Origin of the sequence: Niveispirillum sp. BGYR6 (assembly GCF_027568365.1) — a bacterium.
Lineage (GTDB): Bacteria > Pseudomonadota > Alphaproteobacteria > Azospirillales > Azospirillaceae > Niveispirillum.
On record NZ_JANLNL010000002.1, the window covers coordinates 282262 to 306898 of the forward strand.

Genomic DNA, 24637 nt, shown 5'->3' on the forward strand with positions numbered 1-24637 from the left:
ACCCAGAGCCGCAATAGTACATAACCTTGTCAGGTGAATTGGCCCCCTAAATAACATGGTATGCAGGCGGCCCCAGCGAGACACCCAGACGATTCCACATTGAAGAAGGGGGGGCATCCCAAGCACCAATATAGGTCTTGGCCCATACCGGTTGCCCTGCTGTTAAGCATGATATATTTCTGACGCTATTGGGTGCGGCGCAGGATCGCCGCCAGGGAGGCGTGATGGCGTTTTCGGATTTGGTGGGACGCTTCCGGGCGGATAACCACTCCCCCTTATATATTCAGCTTCAGCAGCTGATCCGCGATGCGATCGGCGGCAATGTGTTGAACCAGGGGGATGCCATTCCGCCGGAACGCGATCTGGCGGTGGAATATGATGTTTCCCGCATCACCGTGCGCAAGGCCATTGCCGGGCTGGTGGAGGAAGGCCTGCTGACCCGTCGGCGGGGTGCGGGCACCTTTGTCGCCGGCCGGGTGGAAAAAAGCTTCTCCAAGCTGTCCTCTTTCTCGGAGGATATGGCGGCACGCGGACGTCGGGCCAGCAGCAGCTGGATTTCCAAGGGACCCGGACAGGTCAATCCGGAAGAGGCCATGGCCCTGGGCCTTTCGCCTGGGGCGCCGGTGTTCCGTTTTGCCCGTATCCGCTATGCCGATGATGTGCCGATGGCGCTGGAATTTTCCACCATCGCCGGCTATTGCCTGCCTTCGGCCGATGCGGTGGGCAGCAGCCTTTATGCTGCCCTGGAAAAGGCCGGCAGCCGCCCGGTGCGGGCGCTGCAGCGGCTGCGCGCCGTGCCGTTCCTGGGTGACCATGCCAAGATGCTGGGCGTGGATGCTGGTCATGCCGGCCTGCTGATCGAACGCCGCGCCTTCCTGCGCGATGGCAGGGCGGCGGAATTCACCCGCTCCTATTATCGCGGCGATGCTTATGATTTTGTTGCGGAATTGAGCGATATCTAACCAATAGAATACCAATTTATCTCAATTTCATGTATCAAACTTTGGCGCGGGCAGTTCTACCGGCTTGCCCAATAGCGCGCGCCTAAGTTTCCGACCCCATAGCGCCTGCTGATCAGGCGCCCGCGATGGAGCCGATATATGGATCGCCGCCAATTCCTGCTGGCCACCACGGGCACTGGAGCCTTATTGACCGCCGGTCAGTGGCCCTTGGCTGTTCTAGCAAGCAGCGGGGCCGCCACAATGGCGCAGAATTTCCCTATGCCGGCACCCCTGGACAGCCCAGCACCCACTCTGCCGGAAACCGACGCAACCCGTATCCTGCTTGATCTTGGCTGGCGTTTCCATGAAGGAGACATTCCAGTGCTGGAGCCGGTGGGCCATCATGCCACCTATCTTTCAATCAAAGCAGGCACGGCCCCCGGTGCTGCGGCACTTATTTATGATGATAGCGACTGGCGGGAAGTCCGGCTGCCGCACGACTGGGCTTCTGAGCAGCCATTCGTTGAATCCGCCAATATCTCCCAGGGGTACCGTCCACGCGGTATCGGCTGGTACCGGCGGGCGCTTCGGCTGGACCCGGCGGATCGGGGCAAAAAGATCGAGCTGCAGATCGGCGCTATCGCCACCCATGCCACTATCTGGATCAACGGCTCCATCGTCGCTCACAGCTTTTCGGGCTATACCAGTCTTTACATTGATATCACTCCCTTCGCCCGCTATGGCGACGATCTGAACATCATCGCCATCCGTGCGGACGCCACCGCCATGGAAGGCTGGTGGTATGAAGGGGCGGGCCTTTACCGCAATGTCTGGCTAGCACGCCGCGCCTCTGTTTCCATCATTACCGATGGCATTCATTGTGACCCGCGCCAGGGTGGCGATGGCCGATGGCGCGTGCCGGTCACCGCCACCTTGACCAATATAGAAACGGCACCGGTGACAGTGACCGTGGAAGCCAGCCTGGTGTCACCGGATGGGCAGGAAATCACCCGTGGCAGCGCCGGCGTAACCGTCGTTCCGGTTCTGGACCAGGCTACGGCCAGCCTGTTGCTGGATGCCGGCCAGCCCCAGCTCTGGTCGGTGGACAGCCCCACCCTCTATACGGTGCGTACCCGCGTGCTGCGGGATGGCCAGGTGGTCGATGAACGCACTACGCCGATCGGTTTCCGCAGCATCCGATTCGATGCCGATAAGGGTTTCTTCCTCAATGATCAGCCGGTGAAGCTGAAGGGTGTTTGCATCCATCAAGATCATGCAGGCGTCGGCGTTGCAGTGCCTGACAGTCTGATCCATTGGCGCCTGCTGAGGCTAAAGGCCATGGGCTGCAATGCCATCCGCATGTCCTCCCACGCGCCGACAGCGGAGTTGCTGGATTGGTGCGACCGGCTGGGCTTCCTGGTGATGAACGAGAATCGCTTGTTCAATCCAGCACCGGAATATTTGGGTCAGCTGGAATGGCTGGTGCAGCGCGACCGCAATCACCCCAGCGTAATCCTCTGGTGCCTGTTCAACGAAGAGCCCATGCAGGGCACCGAATCCGGGGTGGAAATGGTGCGCCGGATGGTGATGGCCTTGAAGCGGTTGGATGACAGCCGACCGGTGACGGCGGCAATGAATGGCTCTTTCTATGATCCGGTCAATGTTTCCACCGTCGTCGACGTGATGGGCTTTAACTACTATCAGGAGCATTACGACCGGTATCATGCCCGCAATCCGGGCAAACCCATTATCAGCTCGGAAGATACCAGCGCCTATCAGACGCGCGGTGCCTTTGAGAGCGACCCCAGCCGTAACATCATCACCTCTTATGACAAGGAAGCGGCAAGCTGGGGTAATACACACCGGCAGAGCTGGAAGAATATCGCCGAGCGTCCCTTCATCGCCGGCGGATTCGTCTGGACCGGTTTCGATTATCATGGGGAGCCTACACCCCATGCCTGGCCCAGCATCGCCAGTTTCTTCGGCATTCTGGACCTCTGCGGTTTTCCCAAAACCGCCTTCGGCATTCATGCCGCCCATTGGATTGATGATCGCCCCGTCATCTTCATGGCCCCGCATTGGACCTGGCCCGGCCGCGAGGGCCAGATGGTGAAGCTCTTCATCAGCAGCAATGCCGAGGAGATCATCCTGAAACTGAACGGGCGGGAGATCGGGCGGCAGAAGGCCGACCGCTTCATGGGCAATGAATGGGATGTCCCCTATACCCCCGGCCGGATTGAGGCCGTGGCTTTGCGCGATGGCAAACCGGTCGCTTCCGCGATGCACGAGACAGCCGGTGCCCCCGTGGCCCTGCGCCTGACGCCCGCCCGGACAAGCATGGCCGGCGATGGGGAGGAGGTGCAGCCCATCACCATCGATGCGGTGGATGCCAAGGGCCGCCACGTCCCCACGGCCAACCTGATGACGCGTTTTCAGGTGGAAGGTGCCGGCATCATCGGTGTCGGCAATGGTGACCCCAACAGCCATGAGCCGGAGCAGGGCAACAGCCGCTCCCTGTTCAACGGTCTGGCCCAGATCATCATCCGTGCCGATCAGGGCAAGGGTCGCATCACACTGCGGGCGGAAGCAGATGGGTTGAAATCGGCGCGACTCTCCATCGAGCGGCTGGCCGCATCCCCCCGCCCGCAGGTACCGGTGACCCCGCCGCGTCTGGCGCTGGAGGAATGGCGGCGCTCTCCCCTGCTGACAGAAAAACCCGCCCCCACCCTGGCCCCGGCCGATGGGGACAATAACAGCTGGGCCTTCCTGCGGGCCGGCATCGCCACGCCGACGGAATCCCAGCCCGGCTGGCGTGTCTATCGCACCCGCTTCCAACCCTGGAAGCGGATGGCAGCCGAAGGCGGCCTGCTGCGTTTCGAACAGGTCGGCGGCCGCGCCGAACTCTGGGTCGATGGGCGGCTGGTGGTAGAGAAACCCGCTGCCGGGGCGGAACCGCTGCAGGCCAGCTTCCCCCCCGGCAGTGGTGCGCGCAGCGTCGTCCTGCTGGTGGAATCGGCAGCCGGTGCGCCTTCGGGGCTGCTGGGCAAGGTCAGCGCGCTGGTCAACGGATAGGCCGGCTCACACGGCATGACCAGCGGCACCCCAATCCAATCCCCCAAATAGGGCATCAGCAATTCCTCTCCGTTGGCGCTATGTTGCCGATTGCCGGGAACAACAGCAGGTCGATCATTGACCGGCGCTCTGGGACACTATCCCAGGCGCCCCCCCTGTTGCCTGTCTTCTCCTCCCAGCAGCCGCCATGCGGCGGGTTTTACACTGGCCATTGGTTGGCAAGCCAACATGGCCGTCAAGCGGGTACTCGGCCAACGCTATGCTGGATCAATGAGCCATGCTGGCGGATGCCGCCGCCCTGCGACTCTGGGAACTGAAAAATAGGAAGAGCCATCAACTTGGCTCTTGGGCTTAAAAGAAGGGGGTGGCCCCTGACAGAGGCCGCCCCAAGGCAGGCGGGCTTATGCCCCACCGGAGGAGAAACATCAGGCCATGCCGCGCACCGCGTCGCCATCATCCGGCACGCCGCCTTCCATCAGGCAACGCAGGGCACGCCGACCGCGCGACAAGCGGGACTTAACCGTCCCGATCGATACTTTCATGATATCGGCCGCATCGGCATAGGACATGCCTTCCAGCCCGATCAGCAGCACCACTTCCCGCTGCTCCTTGGGCAACTGCGTCAGGGCGCGTTTCAGGTCTCGCAATTCCAGACGAGAAACCTGGGAGCCATGGGCACTGCCCAGGCCTGCCTGCGCTTCCCCATCAATATCCACAAAGGTCTGTTTGCGGCGCACCCCGTTGATATGCAGGTTGCGCAGGATGGTAAACAGCCACGCCCGCAGATTCGTCCCCTGCTGCCAGAGATGCAGGCGGGTCAAAGCCCGTTCCAGGCATTCCTGGACAAGGTCATCCGCCATGGCGGCATCCCGCACCATACCCCGGGCAAAGCGCCGCAGGCGGGGGATTTCCTGTTCGATCTGCGCGATCAGGGTCGCCTTCTCCGCCTCCGTGCGCTCCGGCCGCAAGACATCGACATCAACCGGGGTGAGGAGACCGTGGGTCACCGGGTTATTGGCCTGCGTCGCTTCGATCTGGCGAGACATCTCTGTTTCTCCCTTTGATATCTCGTGGATACGTCAGCAAAGTATAAAGAGAAGAGGCTGGGTGGCGAGGGATGAAATGGTAAGAGATTGCCAATCATTCGTCATATCGACCGATCAGCCATAGGCAATGGGCGGGATATAACCAGATGCCAGCAATATCAACCAAATCCCCTTCCGAAAAGCCTTCCTCGTACACGCTGCGTTAGGCACAGACTATTGCCGCCATTATTGTCACGATTGTGACCGATAGACTGGAATTAGGACTTTCTTAAGTATGATCCATTAGTGATAGGGGGGCACATAGACGGACATATGCCTTGTCGGCGGTGGGCCCCGCGTTTCCCGTCCGGTTGGTTGGTAACCGGTCCTTCACTGGTATGGCGTTAGCCTGAAAATGTTGAGAGGTGCAGGAACCAGGGCCATGGCAGGGGCGCTAAAGCGTAATGCGCCATGTTGCGGCCAAACTTTCCTTGCAAGCCGGCATCGGACAGCCAATAACCCTGTTTACCGGAAGGCATATCCGGCTTTTAAGGAACTGCTGCATGTACCCGCCCCCGCATGATGCATCCCGGCCCCTGACGCTGCGGCCACAGACGGAAGCGCCGGTGCTTTCTGTCGTGCTGCCGATGCATAACGAGGCGGAGAATGTGCAGCCCCTGTTCGCGCGGTTGATCCCGACACTGGAAAAGCTAGGCGTGCCTTACGAAGTCATTTGTGTGGATGACGGGTCGCGTGACGACAGCTGGGCCCAGCTGCTGCTGGCCCGGCAAACTAACCCGCGCATCCGTCTGCTGCGCTTCAGCCGCAATTTCGGCAAGGAAATGGCGATGACGGCGGGGTTGCGCCATGCCCATGGCCGCGCCGTCGTGCTGATGGACAGCGACCTGCAGCACCCGCCGGAACTGATTGAGCAATTCTATGCCCAATGGCAGGCCGGCGCACAGGTCGTCTATGGCGTCCGGCAGAGCCGGGATACTGATCCGCCGCTGCGGCGTTGGTTGACACGCTGCTTCTATCGCCTGCTGGACAGCATGTCGGAAGTGCCCCTGCCCCGCGATGCCGGTGATTTCCGCTTGATGGACCGGATCGTGGTGGAAACGCTGAACCAGATGGATGAGCGGACCCGCTTCATGAAGGGGCTCTACAGCTGGGTCGGCTTCCGTCAGGTGGCCGTACCCTTTGAAACAGCCGCCCGCCATGCCGGCACGTCCACCTTCAGCAAGCTAAAACTGTTTCGCTTCGCGCTGGATGGCATCGTCTCCTTCTCCACCCTGCCCTTGCGGGTCTGGTCCTGGCTGGGTCTGCTGGTGGCGGCCGTTGCCGTGGGCTATGGCGCCTTTATCCTGGTAATGACCCTGCTTTATGGCGTGGATGTGCCGGGCTATGCCTCTTTGATGGTGGCGACCTTGTTCCTGGGCGGTGTGCAGCTGATTTGCCTGGGCGTTTTGGGGGATTATCTGGGTCGGGTGTTCAGCGAGGTGAAACGGCGACCGCTCTATGTTCTCTCCGACAGTGCCGGCTTCTCCCCGGATGAGCAGCGCCAGGAACGCCCGGCCGCCCTGACAGAACGTCGCAGCGGCGCCAACTGACCCCTATTATGCAGGCCCCTTCCCCACAGGACCGTTTCTGGGACGGTTTGGCGCAGTTGGGCCTGATGGCCGCCCTGCTGTTTGTGGCCGCCAGTTTCAAGCAGTTCGGCATCAGCTGGGATGAGCCGCTGCATGTGGAAAATGGCTGGCGGGCCCTGAACTGGTATCGCTCGCTGGGGGCGGATCGCTCGGTCCTTTCCTTTCAGAACCTGTATCTCTATGGCGCCCTTTACGACACGATCTGTGCCACGGTCAGTCTGGTCCTGCCCTTTGACGGGTACGAGACACGGCGCCTGCTGGGGGGGCTGGTTGGCGTGCTGGGGCTGGCGGGGGTGCGCCTGCTGGCGCGCGACTTGGGGGGGCCACGCGCCGGGGCCCTGGCCGTGCTGCTGCTGCTGCTGACGCCGGAATGGATCGGTCAGTCCTTCGCCAACCCCAAGGACATTCCCTTCGCCACGGCCGCCGCCTGGGTGGCCGTGGCGCAAATCCGTCTGTTGCAGGGGCGACCGGGGCGCGGTCCTTGGCTGCTGCATGGGGTGACGCTGGGCTGTGCCCTGGGTATCCGCGTGGGCGGGGTCATCCTGCTGGCGCCGCTGCTGCTCGGGCTTGGCGTGATGCTGCTGCGCCAGGCGCTGCGCGATGGACCTCTCAGCGCCGCCCGGCTGATGGCGCGCCTGGCGGGACCGCTGGCCGCTTCGCTGCTGCTCTCCTGGGCCATGATGGTGGCCTTCTGGCCCTGGGCGCAGACGGGATGGCTGCGCCCGCTGGAGGCTTTGGCTGCCTTCTCGCATTTCCCGCTCAGCTTCCATTTCCCCTTTGCCGGGCAGCAGGTGGAGACGACGGCCCTCCCCCTCTGGTACGTGCCGGTCGCCTTTGCCGTGAAGCTGCCGGAACCAGCGCTCCTCGGCCTGCTGGCGGCCTGCGTTGCCGGTATCCTTGCCCTGCGGCGGCAGGGCTGGGCGGGGTTGACGCCCCCCTGGCTGGGGCTGGCCAGCATGGCCCTGTTGCCGCCCGCCACCGTAATCGTCAGCCATGCCGTGCTCTATGATGGCATCCGGCACCTGCTGTTTGTGATGGTGCCGCTCTATGCCCTGGCTGGGTTGGGGCTTGGCTGGCTGGCGGGGCTGTTGGCGGCACGGCCGCTGCGGGAAATCCGTCTGGTGGCGGGTTTGATGGGCCTCTGGGTGGTGTGGCAGATCGTCAGTATCGGCCGCCTGCACCCCTATGAGGCCATCTGGTACAATGCACTTGCCGGTGGGGTAACGGGGGCGGAAGGCCGATTCGAACTGGATGTGGGGGGGACCGCTCTGTCAGAGGCGGCAAGCCGTCTGCGTGACCATCTGGTGGCGCGGGAAGGAGCGTGGGCCCTGGCCCATCCCTATCGTATCCGGGTCTGTGGCCCGCCGGAATCGGCCCTCTATTTCCTGCCACCCCGCTGGGTGGCCCCGCCGGATGGCAAGGGGCCGGCGGATTTCTATATCGCCTTCACCCGCGGCACCTGCCCCGACGCGCCCGCAGGCAAGCAAATCCTGCGCGTGCGCCGGATGGGTGTGACCTTGGCCTATGTGCTGGACCTGCGGCCAACGCCGACAGAAGAAATCCCGGAGAATGAGCCGGCGCCATCCGGTCTTTAACCGGGGCGCCACGGCATCAATCTGCCGCCTGCGCCAGCGGCGCCCAGCCGTCACGGCCCAGCGCCTCCAACGGCTGGAACTTGGCCTTATATTCCATCTTCCGGCTGCCCTCGATCCAATAGCCCAGATAGATATAGGGCCGTCCCTGCAGGCGGGATTGTTCAATCAGCGCCAGCACCAGCTGGGTGCCCAGCGACCGGCGCGGCTGATCGGGGTCATAGAAACTATAGACGGCGGAATAGCCGTCATCCAGCCGATCCACCAACATGGCCCCGCGCAGACGGCCGCCTTCATCCCGCGCTTCCAGCAGCATCGTATCCGCCTGCCCCTCATCCACCATGGCGGCATAATCGCCGGGAGTCATGCGGTTCATGTCGCTGTCATTATGGCGCGCGTCTTGATAGGCGGCGAACAGGCGGAACTGTTCCATCGTCGCTTCCGCCGGGATCAGCCGGAAGGACAGATCCTGATTGACGCGCTGGATGCGCCGCATGGTGCGGCCGGGCTGAAAGGCCGCCACCGGCACCCGCACCGGCACACAGGCCGAACAGCCCGGACAGACGGGCCGATAAAGAATGTCATGGCTGCGCCGGAAGCCGACACGCGACAATTGCGAATTGATCTCGCCATTATCCGTGCCGACCAGCCGGGTGAAGAGTTTGCGTTCAACCCGCCCCGTCAAATAGGGACATGGCATCGGCCCGGATCGGAAGAATTGTTGCAGGGGCCGATGCAGGGGCGGGATGACGCTCATTGCTGGGGATTATCCGGTCAGGCTGTCATGGTGGCAGGTTGGTCCGCATGGAAGAATGCCTGGGCGATATCGCTGGTCAGGCTGGAGAAGCTGAGCTGCAACCTATCCAGATATTCATGCAAACCGCCGGCAATCACCGCTTCAATGGTCTGGCTGGCCAAGCTGCCCAACAGCTCATCGGAACGTTCCAGCGGCAGCGTACCACGCCGCAGCCGGTATTTGGAATTCAAGCGGTTCAGCAAACTATCCACTTCCCGCATACAGACCATGACGGAACGCGGGAAATTATCGTTGAACAGCAGGAAGCCCGCCACCGCCGCCGGGGTCAGGCCGCGCGGATAGACACGCCGGAAAGCATGATACCCGGCAGCCGACCGCAGCAGGCTGTTCCACTGGCTGATATCAACGGGTGTGCCAACATCGCGCGGGCTGGGCAGTAATGTGTGGTACTTGATGTCCAGCACGCGGGTGGTCTGGTCCGCCCGTTCCAGGTTGCGGCCCAGATTATAGAAATACCAGCCCTGATCGCGGAAGAAGGTGCCCTCTGTAATCCCCGTATGGGTCTGGCAGGCTTCCTTGATGAAGGCGCATTGCCGCTGAATATTCTGGGGCGCGATGTCGTTCGGTCCCCAGGCCAGCAGCTTGTTATAGAAGACGTTGATCTGGGCCCACATTTCCGTGCTGATCAGCGGGCGCAGCTGACGCGCATTCTCCCGCGCCGAACTGACGGCGGCGATGATGGAGGTGGGGTTCTGCTGATCCAGGATGTAGAAATTCAGCACATTCTTGGCGCTGGCCGTCGGATACAGCTCAAAGAAGCGCTTTTCATCCGCGTTCAGCCGCACGATCGTCACCCAGTTGGTGGCGCCATAGCTGTCGCGGGCGAAGGTTTCATTCACATCCAGAATGCGGGCCAGATTCTCCGCCCGCTCCATATAGCGGGCGAGCCAGAAGATGCATTCGGCATAACGGGCGAGAAGGGCAGCCATTTTCCGATCCCCCTTACTGGCTTTGCGACTGGGATTGGAACGGATCGGCCACAGCCGATTCCAGCGCCGGCTCTTCCGCCGGTCCTTCTGTCAGCACCCAGGTATCCTTCGATCCGCCACCCTGGCTGGAATTCACGATCAGCGTGCCTTTCTTCAGCGCCACGCGGGTCAACCCGCCGGGCAATACCCAGGTGTTGCGCGCCGTAATGGCGAAGGGACGCAAATCCACATGGCGCGGCTCAATCCCGTCTTCCGTCAGCGTCGGGCAGACAGACAGCGGCACCATCGGCTGGCTGATGTAATTGGCCGGGTCTTCCAGCAGCTTGGCGCGGCACTCCTCCAGCTCCGCCTTGCTGGCGCGCGGGCCGATGGTGATGCCATAGCCCCCCGCCTCCCCCACCGGCTTGACGACCAGCTTGTCCAGATTATCCAGGGTAAATTTCAGGGCATCCGGTTCCCGGCAGATATGCGTCTCCACATTGGGGATGATCGCTTCCTCGCCCAGGTAATATTTGATCATGCGCGGCACATAGGCATAGACGGCCTTGTCATCCGCCACGCCGGTGCCAATCGCATTGGCCAGCGCCACATTGCCCTTGCGATAGGCCTCAAAAATGCCGGGCACGCCCAGCATACTGTCCGGGTTGAAGGCCAGCGGATCGAGGAAATCATCGCCGATGCGGCGATAGATCGAGTCCACCCGGCGCAACCCGCCCGTGGTCTTCATATAGACCTTGTCGTTTTCAACGATCAGGTCGCGGCCTTCCACCAGCGGCACGCCCATTTCGCGGGCCAGGAAGATATGTTCGAAATAGGCGGAGTTATAGGCACCGGGCGACAGCAGCACCACCTGCGGGTCGCCATCCACCCCGTCCGGCCGGGGCGGTGCAATCTCGCACATCGCCTCCAGCAGTTTCATGCCGTAATTATCCACGCTGCGCAGGCCGATATCCCCCATCAGGTCGGGGAAGGCGCGCTGCATCATGTGGCGGTTTTCCACCACATAGGACACGCCGGAGGGCACGCGGCCATTATCTTCCAGCACCCGGAAGGTGCCGTCATGGTCGCGGACAAGGTCCACGCCCATGATATGGATATAGGTGTTGAAGGGCAGATCAATGCCGCGCATCTGTTCGCGGTAATTGGCATTGCCCAGCACCAGTTCGGCCGGGATGATGCCGTCCTTCAAAATCTTCTGATCGTGATAGACATCGTGCAGGAACAGGTTCAGCGCCGCGATGCGTTGTTGCACGCCTGCTTCCAGATGCGCCCATTCCTTGGCCGAAATGATGCGTGGGATCACATCGAAAGGCAGGATACGGTCCACCGCCTTGGCATCGCTATAGACCAGGAAGGTGATGCCGAGATTGTAAAGCTCCCGCTCCGCATCCGAGGCCCGTCGTCGCAGGTCATCGAAATCAAGCTGTCGCAGCCTTTCCTGTACCGACAGCGTATGGCTGGCAGGCTTTGCCGCGTTCCCGAACAGCTCATCATAAAAGCCGTTGGCATTATAAGTCGACAGCAGATGGTCGACACCGTTTCCAGACCCGCTCAACAGAGCCCCCCACGCCCTTCGTGCCATGCTGTCCGCCACCGAGGGCGATGCCGATGGCGGGTTCGTTTCGCATTCGCACACACGAGACTATCAGAACGGATGCGTTTGAACAGGGGTCTGTTATGCGTCACACACATTTCACCACCATCATCGGTGGCGCTGTGACGGGAAAGTGACAACCAGCCTTGATCAACCTAGCGGGAGGTGCCAACGGCCGAGGGTGCCGGGGTCACACCGGGGCGCGCGGGTGGCGGGTTCGCCGCCGGGGCCGGACTGGCAGCCCCCTGACCAGCCCCAGCCGGGCCACCTGCCGGGACCTGCCCGCGCAACGGGTTTTCCCGCAACAGCACAATGGAGATGCGGCGGTTGCGGGGGGAGTTGGGATCATCCTTGAACAGATGGTCGCGGTCTGACCGACCCACCACGGATTCAAAGCGATCATTGGCCACACCGGAGGCCTCCAGCGCCCGCCGGCTGGCATTGGCACGGTCGGTGGACAATTCCCAATTGCCATAGGAGGAACCGGCGCTGAAGGGCGTGCTGTCCGTATGGCCGCTGATCGACAGTTTGTTGGGCAGCTTGGCCACCACCTGCGCCACCTGGGACAGAAGCTGGGCCGTCTGCGGCAGCATCTTGGCGCTGGCCGACGGGAACATGGAATAGCCTTCCTGGTCGATCAGCTGAATGCGAAGACCTTCCGGCGTATTCTCGATCACCAGATTTTTCGCCAGATCGCGCAGTTCCGGGATCTGCTGGATGGCCTGGCGCAACTCCGCCTCTGCCTTGGCGAACTGGGTCTGCTCATGCTTGGCCAGCGCCTCGCGCAGTTCCTTCTCATCCACCTTGCCGTCGCGGTTCTTGTCGGCGCTGGCTGTCTCCCCGGCGGCGGCCAGCTTGGCCATCCCGTTCACCGTGTCAATCGCCGTCCAACCGCCTTCCTTTTCGCCAGCCCCCTTGCCGGTGGCATCCTGCTCCGTCGGTTTGCCGCTGGAGCTTTCCTGCATGTCTTCCGTCTGCTCTTCGGAATTGGCAGCCCCCTGCAGGGTGGGGACCGGCACGGTCAGGCCGGCGGGGCTGCTGCTGTTGGCCAGGGAGCCGGAGACCGTCACGGTGGTCCCCCCCAGCACGCCACCCGCACCACTGGTCTGTTTCGACGCACTGGCCGGGCTGAAATAATCGGCGATGCCCATCTTCTGTTCGGCTGTCGTCACATTCAGCAGCCAGAGCAGCAGGAAGAAGGCCATCATCGCCGTCACGAAGTCAGCATAGGCCACCTTCCAGGCGCCACCATGGTGCCCTTCGCCGCCCTTGTTGATCTTCTTGATGATGATGGGTGCTTTTTCTTCGCCGCCGGCGGCCACGTTCGCGATCCGATCCATTCATGGGCAGGGTGCGCCACTCTACCAAGCAACTCCCTGACAGAAAATGAACAAGTTTGGTGAAGGCTTGTAATCTTGCGTCGCCGGTACAGCTCGTTTACCTCTGCAACCGTTTAGGATCACAATTTCATGGCCAGGGTTCACCGATGACGATCGACAAGCGCGCCTTCCGCGATGCCATGGGCTGTTTTGCCACAGGCATCTGCATCGCCTCCACCGTCGATCCGCAGGGGCAGCCGGTCGGCATCACCGTCAATTCCTTCACCTCTGTCTCGCTGGCCCCGCCGCTGGTGCTGTTCTGCATCGACAAGCGGGCGGAAAGTGCGCCGGCCTTCCTCAGCGCGCCGGGCTTCGCCCTGGCCGTGCTGGATGCCGGGCATCAGGATCTTTCCACCCGCTTTGCCGTGGCCGATCAGGCCAGCCGCTGGGTGGGGGTGGAGCACAGCATATGGGAAAGCGGCGCGCCCGTGCTGGAAAATGGTCTGGCGGCGATGGATTGCCAGCTTCATGGCGTGCATGATGGTGGCGATCACCATATTCTGGTGGGGCGGGTGCTGCGGCTGTCCAGCCGGGCTGGCGCCCCCTTGCTTTATTACCGCGGTGCCTACGCCACCCTGACAGGCGCCTGACAAGCACGCAACCGACGCCGGAGACGCGACGCATGACCTATTACCACGATAAGAACCTGCTCGGGCTTTCGGCGACCGGTTTTCACAAGATCGCCTATCGGGAATGGGGGGCGGGCCCGCGCACCATCGTCTGTGTCCATGGGCTGACCCGCAATGGGCGGGATTTTGACCGGCTGGCCGCTGATCTGGCCGATACGCTGAAGGCCCGCGTGATTTGCCCCGATGTGGTGGGGCGCGGGCAGAGCGGCCGGCTGGTCAATCCCGATCATTACGGCTATCCGCAATATCTGGCCGATATGGCCGCCCTGATCGCCCGGCTGGAGGTGGAGCATGTCGATTGGATCGGCACCTCCATGGGCGGGCTGATCGGCATGATGCTGGCAGCCCAGCCCAACAGCCCGATCCGCCGGCTGGTGGTCAATGATATCGGTCCCTTCGTGCCCAAGGCGGCTTTGGAACGGATCGGCGATTATGTCGGCCAGGATCCGATCTTTGCCGATCTGACTGCCGCAGAACAATATTTCCGCGACCATTATGCCGGATTCGGCCAGTTGACGGCGGAACAATGGCTGCATATGGCGCAGCACAGCACCGACCGGCAGGGTGATGGCAGCTACCGGCTGGCCTATGATCCCGGCATTGCCCGCATCTTCAAGATCGCCCCCATCGGCGATGTCGATCTCTGGGCGCTGTGGCAGGTGATCCGCCAGCCGACCCTGGTGATCCGGGGGGCGCTGTCCGATCTGCTGCTGGCCGAGACGGCAGAACGGATGACGGCGGAGGGCCCCAAGGCCCAGCTTTACACCGTCCCCGATGCCGGCCACGCACCGGCCCTGATGGCACCTGACCAGATTGCCGTGATCCGGGATTTCCTGTCGCGGCATGATTGAGATGAATGGCGGGCCGGCTGGGGGGTTCCCGCCCTTCCGGGCGCGGGCACCCTGGCTTGGCCCGCATCTGCAGACCATCCGCAATACGCTGTTGCGCCCGGCCCCCCGGTTGCCGGTGGGCGATGTGCTGCATTTTCCCCTGGAAGATGGCAGCGGCGACCGGTTGCAGGGCCGGCTGAACCAGCCGCCGGCGCGGACGGACAAGCCGCTTTGCCTGCTGCTGCATGGGCTGACGGGCAGCGCGGACAGTTATTATATGCGGGCCACGGCGGCGATGCTGCTGGACGATGGCTTCCCGGTGCTGCGGCTGAACCTGCGCGGGGCCGGCCCCACGGCCGGCCATTGCCGCCTGCGCTATCATGCCGGGCGCACGTGCGACATCAGCGCCGTGCTGGCACAGTTGCCGGCAGACAGCGCCGCGAATGGCGTGGTCGTCATCGGCTATTCCCTGGGCGGCAATGCGACCTTGAAACTGCTGGGGGAAGCGGATTTCCCGCTGCCCGTGCGGGCCGGGGCCAGCATTTCCGCCCCCATCGACCTTGCGGCCTCCTGTCGGCACATGATGTCGCCGGGCAATCGCTTCTATCATCGCTGGCTGCTGGGCAAGATGAAGGCGGAAATGGCGCTGGCGGCTGGTCTGGTGGAGCCGCAATGGCTGGACGCCGCCGCCACCGCTGCCAGCCTGTGGGATTTCGACAACCGGCTGGTCGGCCCCTGGAATGGCTGGTCGGGGGCGGCGGAATATTATGCGGTGAATTCCGCCAACCGGTTCCTGCCGGGCATCACCGTTCCCACCCTGCTGATCCATGCGCTGGATGATCCCTGGATTCCCGGTGATGCCTATCAGGCGGTGGATTGGGCGGCCTTGCCGCTGCTGACCCCGCTGCTCAGCCCCGGTGGCGGACATGTCGGGTTCCATGGGCCGGGTGGGGTCTGGTCCGATCAATGTCTGCGCCTGTTCCTGCGTCGCCTGTTCGCGTAGCAAAAGCGTCACATGACCGCTGTAGCCTATGCCCCCTTATACAAACGGGAGGATCAGGCCAATGGCGGGATGGCGGCGGTTGATGGCGCTGGGTCTGGTGGTGCTGGCCCCCTTCCCCGCCTGGGCCCAGCAACCGCCGCCGGTTGATCCGCAGCTCTATCAATATCTGGCGGAAACACCGGTCACCCTGCTGGAATGGGGGATGCTGCGGCTGGGCCGCGACATGCAGGCAGCGGTGACGGCCCTGTCCCTGGATGGCGGGCGCAATGGTGGGGCCAAGGTGAAGACCGGCACCCTGTTCCGGCCTTTTGACCGGCGGGTGGTGGCCTATGTCTCCCTACCCGTGGCGGGCAAGGCGCGCAGCCTGGAACAGTGCCAGGAAATCTATGGTTTGCTACGGGAAAACCTGCTGGCCGGTGCGCCGGGCGGCCTGTCGGGGCCGCCATGGTATTTACAACGCCTGTTCGGTGCCGACACCCGCAGCGGTCGCCCCGAACCGTTCGGGGAGATGCTGGTGGAGATGGTGTTGCTGGAAGTGACCCTGCGCGTACCGGAGGCAGAGAACTTCACCCCCGGTTCGAAAAACATCGTCTGTGCCGGTAAGCTGGATCAGGAACAGGCGGCGGAGATACAGCCCTGGCGTCCCCCGCCGCCGCCCTGATGGATCAGGCAGCCGATATCGGCGGCAGCATGTCCAGGAAGCGCTTGGTTACCCCCAGATCGGTGCGCTGATTGTTGCGGCGGTCGGCCGCCTCCCAATCCTCGCCCCATCTCTCGATCTGGAAATTCTCATCCAGTTGAGCCAGATCGAAGATCTCTTCCGGCGTCAGCCTGCCATCGACCAGGGCCAGCGACAGCACCAGCGACCCGGTAATGCCGATGACATTCTGCAGCGCTGTCAGCCGCCAGGCGTCCAGCGCATCGATCCCGGCGCGCAGGGCGTTCAGCGCCTGCGGCGGCTGGGCAATATGGATGATGCCGCTGGCCAGCCGCAGATGCGCATCATAGCGACGGGCCGCCCAATCCAGCAGCGGTTGCCAGAGTGCGGCCTGGCGGGCCACCAGTTCCGGCGGCTCCTCCGCCCGGTAGCAGAGCAGTTCGGAGCCACCATATTCGGCCGACGCCGCCGCCACGTCGGGCATCCGGCCCACCACCCCGTCAAGGCAGGTGCTGGCCAACTGGGTCAGCGGCATGGTCTGGGGCTTCACCTCTTCCCCCTGGCCCTGCCATTCATTGGCAATCGCCTCCGCCAGGGCCTGTGTGGGCAGGATCAGCGGGTGTTTGGCGGGCGTGCGCACCGGGCGGCCATCCAGGGCGATGCTCCAGCCACCATCGACCGCCTGCACCGTCACCTGCTTGTAAAAACGCTTCATCACGGCACCTTGTTTGCCAGAATATCGGCCAGGGCATCGGGCACCTGGGCATAATCATCCACCAGCCGGTCGGCCCCGGCGGCGCGCAGTTCCGACAGGTCGTGATAGCCCCAGGCCACCCCAACCGACGCCACACGGGCATTGCGCGCCATCAGGATGTCAAAGGTGGTGTCGCCGATCACCACGGTGCCCGCCGCATCGGCCCCGCTTTCGGCCAACGCCTCATACACCATGTCCGGATGGGGCTTGCCGTTTACCCGGTCGCTGGTCTGCAGCGTCACAAAGCGATGGGCCAGATTGTGATGGGCCAGCGTGGCATCCAGGCCGCGCCGGCTCTTCCCCGTGGCGATGCCCAGCAGGAAGCCCGCCACCTCCAGCCGGTCCAGCGCCTCCAGCAGCCCGTCGAACAAAGGTTCCGGATGGGTGCCGGCCAGCCGGTTGCGATAGAAGGCCTGCTTATAGGCCTCGGCAATTGCCTGATGCAGACTGGCATCCGACCCATCGGGTGCCAGCCGCGCCACCGCATCCACCAGCGGCAGACCGACCACACGGCGGGTGGCGAGAGAGGGTGGCGGGGTCAGGCCCACGGCCTGGAACCCCGCCACCATAGCGGCCACGATGGCGTGCTGGCTGTCAACCAGCGTACCGTCACAATCAAAAAGGGCGAGCTTCAGCATCTTATCGGTCAGTCCAGTGCGGCGAACGGGTCTTCCTTCAGGTTGGCACTGAAGCCGAAATAATCCCAGGCCGGGCGCATATGCTCTGGTAGAGGTGCCGTCACATCGATCGTGCCGCCACGCGGATGCGGGATGATGATGCGGCGGGCGTGCAGGTGAAGCTGACGCTTCACATTGGCGCTGCCTTCCAGAAAGGCCCCCTGGCCGGCATATTTGCCATCCCCCAGCAAGGGCGTACCGATGGCATTCATATGCACGCGCAATTGGTGCGTGCGGCCGGTGCGCGGCCAGAGTGCCACAAAGGCCGCCTTGCGGTGGGCATGTTCCAGCACGGTGTAATAGGTCTGCGCCCGCTGGCCGTTTTTGGGATCGACCATCATGCGCTCGCCGCCGGCCCCCGGCTCCTTAGACAGCGACAGGTCGATGCGGCCCTGGTGCGGGTCTGGCACGCCCACCGTGATGGCCCAATAGATCTTGCGGGCATCACGGCTGCGGAAGCTTTCCGCCAGCCGGGTGGCGGCAAAGGCGTTGCGGGCCAGCACCAGGCAACCGCTGGTATCCTTGTCCAGCCGGTGGACCAGCTTGGGCCGTTCCTTGGCGTCGAACTTCAGCAGGTCCAGCATGGCGTCCAGATGCTTGGTCTGGCCAGTCCCCCCCTGCACCGCCAGGCCGGCGGCCTTGTCCAGCACGATGACATCGGCATCACGGAACAGCACCCGGCCCCGCAGGGCCGCAGCCTCCTTCTCGCTGAAGGCGGGCTGCCGGGTGGGAGCCTCATCCTCCGCCCCGTCAACCGGCGGGGCCACATCGGGCAGCGGCGGAATGCGCAGGGTCTGGCCGGGGGCAAGGCGGGTATTGGCATCCGCCCGCTTGCCATCCACCCGCACCTGTCCCGTGCGCAACAGCTTTTGCAGCGCGCCATGGCCGATCTGGGGGTAATGCCGCTTGAACCAGCGGTCGAGCCGGATATCCGCCTCGTCCTCCGTCACCAGCCTTGTTTCGACCACCTTGGCGGGGCCGCGCGCTTCATCGGCATCGCTCATGCCGTCACCATCCGTACCAGATAAAGACCGGCGAACAGGCCGCCGATCGACACAATCAAAGAGGCCAGCAGATAGAAGGCGGCCCCGCCCAGATCACCCCGTTCCAGCAACGTCGCCACATCCAGCGAGAAGGTGGAAAAGGTGGTGAAGCCGCCCAGGATGCCCACCGTCAGAAAGGCCCGCAACTCCGGCGATGGCGTCCAAAGATGCGCCATCAGCCCGACCAGCAGCCCCATGACAGTGGAACCGACGATATTGATCGCCAGCGTCGCCCAGGGAAAATCCGCCCCCAGCCATCGCCCCATGCCCTGGGCGGTGAGATAGCGCGCCACGGAGCCGAGCGCACCACCGAATGCGACATAGAGGACCATCTTCATGCGCCGACCCCGAAAATCCAGCCTTCACACCGGGCGGTATCCGCATCCATCCAAGCCGGCGCCCAGGCGGACGGCTGGCGGGAGAGATGGCGCAACCCGGCGGCGCTGATCATGGCATCACCGATGTGATCGTCAAACCGATCCGGTAGTGACGCATCGGCATGGCAGCCATAGAAGGCCAGACCCGGCTCCAGAATCTTGCGCTCCACCACCTTGCGATTGCCACCCAGCGCCTGTTTGCGGAACAGGGTGGGATAGATTTCCATCACCACGCTCTGCCCCGGCCCCGGTATTTCCAGCGGCCAGACGCAAAGCCTGTCGCCCATCAGCCCGTGCAGGTGGCGCAAGGTGCGCATCCCGGCCAGCGATGCCTTGCCCACCTGTTTGGCCGCCGCCGCCAGCTTGAACACCGACACCGGCGTGCCAGCCCCAGTGTCGGCCGCCACTTTCTCCACCAGACGGCGCTTGGTGGAGCCATCGCCCCAATGGGAAGGCATCGGCCCGTTGATCCAGAAACTGGGGAACAGACGCGGGTCCAGCACGGCGGCACCGGCAAACGCATCCGCCCCGCCCGCCGATGCCTCTTCCACCAGATCCCACAGGGCCGGCATGTCGGCAACATCCGGCACCCGCCCATCCAGATAGCCCTGGCCCGTCACCCAGGGCATGGCAAAGGCGAAATCGAACCCGGCCAGAATGCGCTTTCCCCCCGCCGCCTGATCGGCGATCCAGCGCGCCACCTCCAACCGTTCCCAGAACCGGCCCTGCGGCTGGATGGGGCAGACCAGGCCGGCGGCATCGCAGGCGGCCATGGCCACCGAGCGGGCCGGCTGTGCCCCCGTCCAGTCGATACCCAGGTAAAGATCGAATTGCCTGTCCATTCATTTACGCCGGGTGAAGAAAACCAACTGCTTGCCCATTGCCCTTTGCCTGTACAGCATCCATGATTCAATCTAAACAATCTCGGGGATCGCCAGCATGAGCATCTATGATTTCTCCGCCACCCTGCTGGATGGCAGCGAGGTAACGCTGGACCAGTGGCGTGACAAGATGCTGCTGATCGTCAATACGGCCAGTAAATGCGGTTTCACCCCGCAATATCAGGGGCTGGAAGCGCTGTATCGTGAATTGGGGCCGCGTGGGTTGGTGGTGCTGGGCTTCCCCTGCAACCAGTTCGGCCATCAGGAGCCGGGCGATGAGGCGGAAATCGCCAATTTCTGCTCTCTCACCTATGACGTGTCCTTCCCCATGTTCGCCAAGGTGGATGTGAATGGGGACAATGCCCATCCGCTGTTCCAGTGGCTGAAGGCGCAGAAGCCGGGCCTGCTGGGGACGGAGGCCATCAAATGGAATTTCACCAAATTCCTGGTGGACCGCACGGGCGAGGTGGTGGACCGCGCGGCACCCACCACCAAGCCGGAAGATATGCGCGCAAAGATAGAAAAATTTCTTTGATAAATCGGAAATTTAAATCATAGTTATATGGCGCATGGCATCACATGTTTGTCATGCGCCGACACCTCTTGGACAGAACGATGAATTGACCGAAATCAAAGCGCGGCAGACGGATATGCCTGACCATGCATCGGTCAGAACGTCCTGATTGTCCGGCCCTGGCGCGACAAGCCGTCGCTAAGGGGTTTCTGAACCTCTTCCTTTGCAGTAGTAAAGAGGGGTGGACATTCAGGACGGCCGGAACAAGACTGACGCAGGAACGGCCAAGACGGGACAAACGGCCCATGGATTACGAGAGCTTCTTCAAGAGCCAGATTGCCGGCCTCAAGCGCGAAGGGCGTTACCGCGTCTTCGCCGACCTTGAGCGCCGCGTCGGTGATTTTCCCGTCGCCTCCTTCCATCCGGAGGAGGGGCCGCCCAAGGATGTGACCGTCTGGTGCTCCAACGATTATCTGGGCATGGGCCAGCACCCGGTGGTGATCGGCTCCATGGTGGACAGCCTGCATAAATGCGGCGCTGGCGCTGGCGGCACCCGCAACATCTCCGGCACCAACCATTATCATGTGCTGCTGGAGAAGGAGCTGGCCGACCTGCATGGCAAGGAAGCGGCCCTGCTGTTCACCTCGGGCTATATCAGCAACGAGGCGACGCTCTCCACCCTGCCCCGCCTGCTGCCCAACTGCGTCGTCTTCTCCGACGCGTTGAATCACAATTCCATGATTGAGGGCATCCGCCACTCCGGCGCGGAAAAGCATATTTTCCGCCATAACGATGTGGAGCATCTGGACACCCTGCTGTCGCGCCTGCCCAAGTCACAGCCCAAGCTGGTGGCGTTCGAAAGCGTCTATTCGATGGATGGCGATATCGCCCCCATCAAGGAATTGTGCGACGTGGCCGACAAGCACGGCGCCATGACCTATCTGGACGAGGTGCACGCCGTTGGCATGTATGGCCAGCGCGGTGCCGGTGTTGCTGAACGCGAAGGCGTGATGGACCGGCTGACCGTGATTGAAGGCACGCTGGGCAAGGCCTTTGGCGTGATGGGCGGCTATATCACCGGTTCCACTGCGCTGGTGGATTGCGTGCGCAGCTTCGCCCCCTCCTTCATCTTCACCACCTCGCTGGCCCCGGTGCTGGCGGCTGGTGCCTTGGCCTCCGTCATGTTCCTGAAGGAACATAATGAAATCCGCATCCGCCACCAGGAACGCGCCGCCACGCTGAAGCGCCGGCTGATCCAGGCGGGGCTGCCGGTGATGCCGTCGGTCAGCCATATCGTGCCGTTGCTGGTGGGTGATCCGGTGCTGTGCAAGCAGGCCAGCGACGATCTGCTGAACATCCACAATATCTATGTGCAGCCGATCAATTACCCGACCGTGCCGCGCGGGACGGAACGGCTGCGCCTGACGCCGACCCCCTATCATGACGATCGCAAGATGGATCAGCTGGTCGATGCGCTGCTGAGCGTCTGGCGGAGCCTGGAATTGCAGCGGGCCGCATAAAAAATCACGAATTTGTAAACGATTTCTGAAGGGCTGGGTGGCAAAGTCACCCAGCCCTCTTCATTTGCGCCTCACCTTCCGTGCATATGAGGGGCCTTGAAGGGTTACCCTGTCCGGAGTACAGGGAAGTGAATACGCGAAGAGGTGTGCAGCGATGGCCGAAGCCGATTTGGATGAACTGGTTGCCCAGTTGGAGTCAGAGTTCCAGGATTACATCCATGACCGGCTGCAGACGATCTATGGCTGCCTGGAAGTCCTGAAACAGGGGCTGGTGACTGCCAATGAAACCTTGCGGGAATTGCGGCGTGAAACCCATTCCCTGAAGGGCGCCGGCTCCACCTTCGGCTATCCGATTGTCAGCCTGATCGCCCAGCGTCTCGAAACCTATATTGCCGATCTGAAGGATCTGGACGAAAAGCAGATCGACCATATCCAGATTTTCGCCGACCGCATCGCGGAAATGGCGGAACTGCCGGAACAGCCCGATCTGGCCACCACCAACCAGATCATCCGCAAGCTGCCGACTCGCTTTGAATTCGACATCACCGATGTTGAGGTGCAGGACGTCGAAATCATGCTGGTGACGCCCAACAAGCTGGTGGCGCGTCGTGCAGCCAATGAGCTTGCAGCCTGCGGCTTCCGCGTCAACATCGTCTCCGACCCGATTGAAGCCATCTCCATCGCCGTGCGGATGCCGCCGGATATGGTGATCGCCTCGGCGGTGATGGATGGGCTGGGCGGCATTGATCTGCTGCGCGGCCTGCGCGCCATGTCGGTAACCGAGCATGTGCCGGTCGCCCTGATGACCAGCATGGGGGCCGATCAGTTGCGTGGCGTGCCGCCCAACACGGCCGTCGTACATCTGGGCCCCAGCTTCCAGGATGATATTGCCAGCGCGATTACCCGCTTCAATCTGGGATGATGATCCCCATATAGGCGTTATCAGGTGATCGGCGCCGACAGGGCCAATCATAAACCGGTAACCGGGGATCGTTAATGTCGGGGGGAAGCGGTCGCATGGCGGCCGGGAACACAGGGCCGAACGTGGATACACAGATTCCCCCCGATCATGTCAGCCTGCCCGCCCTTGTGCCGGGCGACGCGGAAAAGCCCCGCCGCACCACCGATATCCTGTTCGATGCCGTGCGGAACGGCACCCATGAGCGGGTCAGCATCGGGGAACTGGTGGATGGGTTGGGTGAGCGCGCCTTCGGCATTCTTCTGTTGCTGTTCGCCCTGCCGACGATTCTCCCAGCCCCGCCCGGCCTGTCGGCCATCACGGGCCTGCCGATTCTCCTGTTTTCCGTACAGATGATTCTGGGCAGCCCGCACCCCTGGATGCCCAATTTCCTGCGCCGCCGCAGCTTTCTGCGCAGCGATCTGTTGAGCGTGCTGGAAAAGGCGGAACCCTATCTGCGCTGGCTTGAAAAATTCTCCCGCCCCCGGATGATCCATCTGACAGAGGGCGGGCTGGAGCGAATCGCCGGCTTCGTGATCTTTTTCCTTTCCGTTGTGCTGATCCTGCCGATTCCACTGGGGAACATCTTTCCATCCATCGCCATCGGGCTGATGGCGCTGGCCCAGATGGAACGCGATGGTGCCACCATGATTGCCGGCTACATCATGTCTGTCATCGCCACAATCATCGCCGCCGGTTCGGTCGCCATCGTCCTGAAAAGCATCCTGTTTGCCGTTCATTGGCTGTTCGGCTGATAGTGGAACCCCTTATCAGCCCTGGGCGTTATCCTCCCCCAGGGGTAACGCGAAACGGATGATCCATGCGGCTTGCCATTGTCGTGAACAGCCAGGCCGGTTCCCTGTTGCAGCAGGAACCGACCGAGGTGATCGACCAAGTGACAAAGGCCTTCACCGCCGCCGGGCATCAGGTGGATTGCGTCTGTGTGCCGGGTGCGGCGGTAACTGCCGCGATGGAAAAGGCGGCCCTGTCAGGGGCGGATATGCTGGTGGTGGGCGGCGGCGACGGCACCATCAAGACAGGGGCGGAAATCGCCCTGCGCCATGGCATCGCCTTCGGACTGCTGCCGCTGGGCACCATGAACCTGCTGGCCCGCGACCTGTGCATCCCGCTGGAGCTGGAAGGCGCCATGGCGGCCCTGGCGCAGGGTGTGGTGAGGCCGATTGATGTCGCCTATATCAACGACTCGCCCTTCCTCAACAATGCCGTTATCGGGCTCTATGCCCGCATGGTGCATGAGCGGGAGAAACTGCGCCGCCAGCACGGCTGGCGCAAATGGCCGGCGATGGGTTGGGCCCTGGTCAAGACCATCGCCAGCAACCCGCGCCTGACCGTCACCCTGGCGCTGGCCGATGGCACCACAAGGCGGGTGGATACCCATATGGTCGCCATCGCCAACAATGCCTATGAGGAAGGCTATGGCCCGGTGCCGCACCGGGAGCGGCTGGATGATGGCCGCCTCTCCCTCTATATCGGCAAGCACCGCACCCGCTGGGGGCTGGTGCAACTGTTCCTGCGGGCCCTGCTGTCAAAATGGAAGAATGACCCGGAACTGGAGGTGCATCACGTCACCGCCGCCACCGTGCATTCCCGCCACCGGCATCTGCGGGTCGCCATTGATGGCGAGCTGGAGCGCCGCCGCACGCCCCTGCGTTTTCGCATCGAGCCGGGGCAGTTGCGGGTTTGGCATCCGGTGGGGGCGGAGAACGTGCGGGAAGGTGCGGCAAGTCAGCGCGCGGGTTGATGCCGGCAGGGCTGGGGCGTAGCATCGCCGCCA

Annotated in this window: 23 protein-coding genes; 13 read left to right on the plus strand and 10 right to left on the minus strand. The window is 62.9% G+C overall.

The genetic code is table 11. The annotated features are described in order from the left end of the window. The first annotated feature begins 224 nt into the window (after positions 1-224). On the plus strand, positions 225-962 hold the full coding sequence (locus PCJ49_RS05185) for a GntR family transcriptional regulator (protein ID WP_089286553.1): 738 nt from the start codon (positions 225-227) through the stop codon (positions 960-962). Between the two features lie 138 nt (positions 963-1100). Continuing rightward, positions 1101-4013, plus strand: a complete 2913-nt coding sequence (gene galA / locus PCJ49_RS05190) for a beta-galactosidase GalA (protein ID WP_269910029.1) — start codon at positions 1101-1103, stop codon at positions 4011-4013. 425 nt (positions 4014-4438) lie between these two features. On the opposite strand, the gene PCJ49_RS05195 is transcribed toward galA, so the two are convergent. Then, a complete protein-coding gene (locus PCJ49_RS05195) occupies positions 4439-5059 on the minus strand; it encodes a sigma-70 family RNA polymerase sigma factor (RefSeq protein ID WP_089287863.1) in 621 nt (206 codons plus the stop codon). 542 nt (positions 5060-5601) lie between these two features. Here PCJ49_RS05195 and PCJ49_RS05200 point away from each other — a divergent pair. Next, a complete protein-coding gene (locus PCJ49_RS05200; protein ID WP_089287864.1) occupies positions 5602-6648 on the plus strand; it encodes a glycosyltransferase family 2 protein in 1047 nt (348 codons plus the stop codon). Positions 6649-6656: 8 nt separating this feature from the next. Further along, positions 6657-8282 (plus strand): glycosyltransferase family 39 protein, encoded by a 1626-nt coding sequence (locus PCJ49_RS05205; protein WP_269910030.1) that lies wholly within the window; start codon positions 6657-6659, stop codon positions 8280-8282. Positions 8283-8298: 16 nt separating this feature from the next. On the opposite strand, the gene PCJ49_RS05210 is transcribed toward PCJ49_RS05205, so the two are convergent. The 4 genes from PCJ49_RS05210 to PCJ49_RS05225 form a co-directional block, all read right to left on the minus strand. After that, positions 8299-9036 (minus strand): arginyltransferase, encoded by a 738-nt coding sequence (locus tag PCJ49_RS05210; protein ID WP_269910031.1) that lies wholly within the window; start codon positions 9034-9036, stop codon positions 8299-8301. Positions 9037-9053: 17 nt separating this feature from the next. Further along, a complete protein-coding gene (locus PCJ49_RS05215; protein WP_089287867.1) occupies positions 9054-10025 on the minus strand; it encodes an alpha-E domain-containing protein in 972 nt (323 codons plus the stop codon). A gap of 13 nt (positions 10026-10038) precedes the next feature. Then, positions 10039-11580 (minus strand): circularly permuted type 2 ATP-grasp protein, encoded by a 1542-nt coding sequence (locus PCJ49_RS05220; RefSeq protein WP_244559490.1) that lies wholly within the window; start codon positions 11578-11580, stop codon positions 10039-10041. A 194-nt stretch (positions 11581-11774) separates the two neighbouring features. Continuing rightward, complete coding sequence (locus tag PCJ49_RS05225; protein ID WP_269910032.1) at positions 11775-12959, minus strand: flagellar motor protein MotB; 1185 nt, start codon at positions 12957-12959, stop codon at positions 11775-11777. 146 nt (positions 12960-13105) lie between these two features. Here PCJ49_RS05225 and PCJ49_RS05230 point away from each other — a divergent pair, with 146 nt between their 5' ends. The 4 genes from PCJ49_RS05230 to PCJ49_RS05245 all read left to right on the plus strand — a co-directional run bounded on the left by PCJ49_RS05230 (position 13106) and on the right by PCJ49_RS05245 (position 16121). Then, positions 13106-13588 (plus strand): flavin reductase family protein, encoded by a 483-nt coding sequence (locus PCJ49_RS05230; protein ID WP_269910033.1) that lies wholly within the window; start codon positions 13106-13108, stop codon positions 13586-13588. 32 nt (positions 13589-13620) lie between these two features. Then, complete coding sequence (locus PCJ49_RS05235) at positions 13621-14478, plus strand: alpha/beta hydrolase (RefSeq protein WP_269910034.1); 858 nt, start codon at positions 13621-13623, stop codon at positions 14476-14478. Next, positions 14471-15460 carry an alpha/beta fold hydrolase gene (locus tag PCJ49_RS05240; protein ID WP_269910035.1) on the plus strand — a complete coding sequence of 330 codons (990 nt, stop codon included), beginning with the start codon at positions 14471-14473 and terminating at the stop codon, positions 15458-15460. Before PCJ49_RS05235 ends, PCJ49_RS05240 begins: the two co-directional genes overlap by 8 nt. 61 nt (positions 15461-15521) lie before the next feature. Continuing rightward, complete coding sequence (locus PCJ49_RS05245) at positions 15522-16121, plus strand: hypothetical protein (protein WP_269910036.1); 600 nt, start codon at positions 15522-15524, stop codon at positions 16119-16121. 4 nt (positions 16122-16125) lie between these two features. On the opposite strand, the gene PCJ49_RS05250 is transcribed toward PCJ49_RS05245, so the two are convergent. Genes PCJ49_RS05250 through PCJ49_RS05270 form a run of 5 tightly spaced genes read right to left on the minus strand, consistent with a single transcriptional unit; the run spans position 16126 to position 19811 of the window. Further along, on the minus strand, positions 16126-16833 hold the full coding sequence (locus PCJ49_RS05250; protein WP_269910037.1) for an ATP12 family protein: 708 nt from the start codon (positions 16831-16833) through the stop codon (positions 16126-16128). Beyond that, positions 16833-17510, minus strand: coding sequence for an HAD-IA family hydrolase (locus PCJ49_RS05255; RefSeq protein WP_269910038.1), 678 nt, complete (start codon positions 17508-17510; stop codon positions 16833-16835). The genes PCJ49_RS05250 and PCJ49_RS05255 overlap by 1 nt, the downstream gene beginning before the upstream one ends. Before the next feature lie 8 nt (positions 17511-17518). Further along, on the minus strand, positions 17519-18553 hold the full coding sequence (locus PCJ49_RS05260) for an RluA family pseudouridine synthase (RefSeq protein WP_269910039.1): 1035 nt from the start codon (positions 18551-18553) through the stop codon (positions 17519-17521). Next, complete coding sequence (gene crcB, locus PCJ49_RS05265) at positions 18550-18930, minus strand: fluoride efflux transporter CrcB (protein WP_269910040.1); 381 nt, start codon at positions 18928-18930, stop codon at positions 18550-18552. Before crcB ends, PCJ49_RS05260 begins: the two co-directional genes overlap by 4 nt. Beyond that, positions 18927-19811, minus strand: a complete 885-nt coding sequence (locus PCJ49_RS05270; RefSeq protein WP_269910041.1) for a hypothetical protein — start codon at positions 19809-19811, stop codon at positions 18927-18929. Before PCJ49_RS05270 ends, crcB begins: the two co-directional genes overlap by 4 nt. A gap of 97 nt (positions 19812-19908) precedes the next feature. On the opposite strand from PCJ49_RS05270, the gene PCJ49_RS05275 reads away from it, so the two are divergent. From PCJ49_RS05275 to PCJ49_RS05295, 5 genes are all read left to right on the plus strand, one after another. Next, complete coding sequence (locus PCJ49_RS05275) at positions 19909-20385, plus strand: glutathione peroxidase (protein WP_269910042.1); 477 nt, start codon at positions 19909-19911, stop codon at positions 20383-20385. A gap of 284 nt (positions 20386-20669) precedes the next feature. Further along, entirely contained in the window at positions 20670-21884 is a 1215-nt protein-coding gene (gene hemA / locus PCJ49_RS05280) for a 5-aminolevulinate synthase (RefSeq protein WP_089287879.1), read from the plus strand. Between the two features lie 154 nt (positions 21885-22038). Next, a complete protein-coding gene (locus PCJ49_RS05285) occupies positions 22039-22806 on the plus strand; it encodes an Hpt domain-containing protein (RefSeq protein WP_089287880.1) in 768 nt (255 codons plus the stop codon). A 122-nt stretch (positions 22807-22928) separates the two neighbouring features. Beyond that, positions 22929-23597: an exopolysaccharide biosynthesis protein gene (locus PCJ49_RS05290; RefSeq protein ID WP_269910043.1), complete on the plus strand. Its 669-nt coding sequence runs from the start codon at positions 22929-22931 to the stop codon at positions 23595-23597. 65 nt (positions 23598-23662) lie between these two features. Continuing rightward, entirely contained in the window at positions 23663-24604 is a 942-nt protein-coding gene (locus PCJ49_RS05295; RefSeq protein ID WP_269910044.1) for a diacylglycerol kinase family protein, read from the plus strand. Positions 24605-24637 lie beyond the last annotated feature (33 nt).

What these genes read in the sequence shown, in the direction of transcription:
- PCJ49_RS05185 (WP_089286553.1), top strand. Translation starts at nt 225, where the DNA reads ATGGCGTTTTCGGATTTGGTGGGACGCTTCCGGGCGGATAACCACTCC.
- galA (WP_269910029.1), top strand. Translation starts at nt 1,101, where the DNA reads ATGGATCGCCGCCAATTCCTGCTGGCCACCACGGGCACTGGAGCCTTA.
- PCJ49_RS05195 (WP_089287863.1), bottom strand. Translation starts at nt 5,059, where the DNA reads ATGTCTCGCCAGATCGAAGCGACGCAGGCCAATAACCCGGTGACCCAC.
- PCJ49_RS05200 (WP_089287864.1), top strand. Translation starts at nt 5,602, where the DNA reads ATGTACCCGCCCCCGCATGATGCATCCCGGCCCCTGACGCTGCGGCCA.
- PCJ49_RS05205 (WP_269910030.1), top strand. Translation starts at nt 6,657, where the DNA reads ATGCAGGCCCCTTCCCCACAGGACCGTTTCTGGGACGGTTTGGCGCAG.
- PCJ49_RS05210 (WP_269910031.1), bottom strand. Translation starts at nt 9,036, where the DNA reads ATGAGCGTCATCCCGCCCCTGCATCGGCCCCTGCAACAATTCTTCCGA.
- PCJ49_RS05215 (WP_089287867.1), bottom strand. Translation starts at nt 10,025, where the DNA reads ATGGCTGCCCTTCTCGCCCGTTATGCCGAATGCATCTTCTGGCTCGCC.
- PCJ49_RS05225 (WP_269910032.1), bottom strand. Translation starts at nt 12,959, where the DNA reads ATGGATCGGATCGCGAACGTGGCCGCCGGCGGCGAAGAAAAAGCACCC.
- PCJ49_RS05230 (WP_269910033.1), top strand. Translation starts at nt 13,106, where the DNA reads ATGACGATCGACAAGCGCGCCTTCCGCGATGCCATGGGCTGTTTTGCC.
- PCJ49_RS05235 (WP_269910034.1), top strand. Translation starts at nt 13,621, where the DNA reads ATGACCTATTACCACGATAAGAACCTGCTCGGGCTTTCGGCGACCGGT.
- PCJ49_RS05240 (WP_269910035.1), top strand. Translation starts at nt 14,471, where the DNA reads ATGATTGAGATGAATGGCGGGCCGGCTGGGGGGTTCCCGCCCTTCCGG.
- PCJ49_RS05245 (WP_269910036.1), top strand. Translation starts at nt 15,522, where the DNA reads ATGGCGGGATGGCGGCGGTTGATGGCGCTGGGTCTGGTGGTGCTGGCC.
- PCJ49_RS05250 (WP_269910037.1), bottom strand. Translation starts at nt 16,833, where the DNA reads ATGAAGCGTTTTTACAAGCAGGTGACGGTGCAGGCGGTCGATGGTGGC.
- PCJ49_RS05255 (WP_269910038.1), bottom strand. Translation starts at nt 17,510, where the DNA reads ATGCTGAAGCTCGCCCTTTTTGATTGTGACGGTACGCTGGTTGACAGC.
- PCJ49_RS05260 (WP_269910039.1), bottom strand. Translation starts at nt 18,553, where the DNA reads ATGAGCGATGCCGATGAAGCGCGCGGCCCCGCCAAGGTGGTCGAAACA.
- crcB (WP_269910040.1), bottom strand. Translation starts at nt 18,930, where the DNA reads ATGAAGATGGTCCTCTATGTCGCATTCGGTGGTGCGCTCGGCTCCGTG.
- PCJ49_RS05270 (WP_269910041.1), bottom strand. Translation starts at nt 19,811, where the DNA reads ATGGACAGGCAATTCGATCTTTACCTGGGTATCGACTGGACGGGGGCA.
- PCJ49_RS05275 (WP_269910042.1), top strand. Translation starts at nt 19,909, where the DNA reads ATGAGCATCTATGATTTCTCCGCCACCCTGCTGGATGGCAGCGAGGTA.
- hemA (WP_089287879.1), top strand. Translation starts at nt 20,670, where the DNA reads ATGGATTACGAGAGCTTCTTCAAGAGCCAGATTGCCGGCCTCAAGCGC.
- PCJ49_RS05285 (WP_089287880.1), top strand. Translation starts at nt 22,039, where the DNA reads ATGGCCGAAGCCGATTTGGATGAACTGGTTGCCCAGTTGGAGTCAGAG.
- PCJ49_RS05295 (WP_269910044.1), top strand. Translation starts at nt 23,663, where the DNA reads ATGCGGCTTGCCATTGTCGTGAACAGCCAGGCCGGTTCCCTGTTGCAG.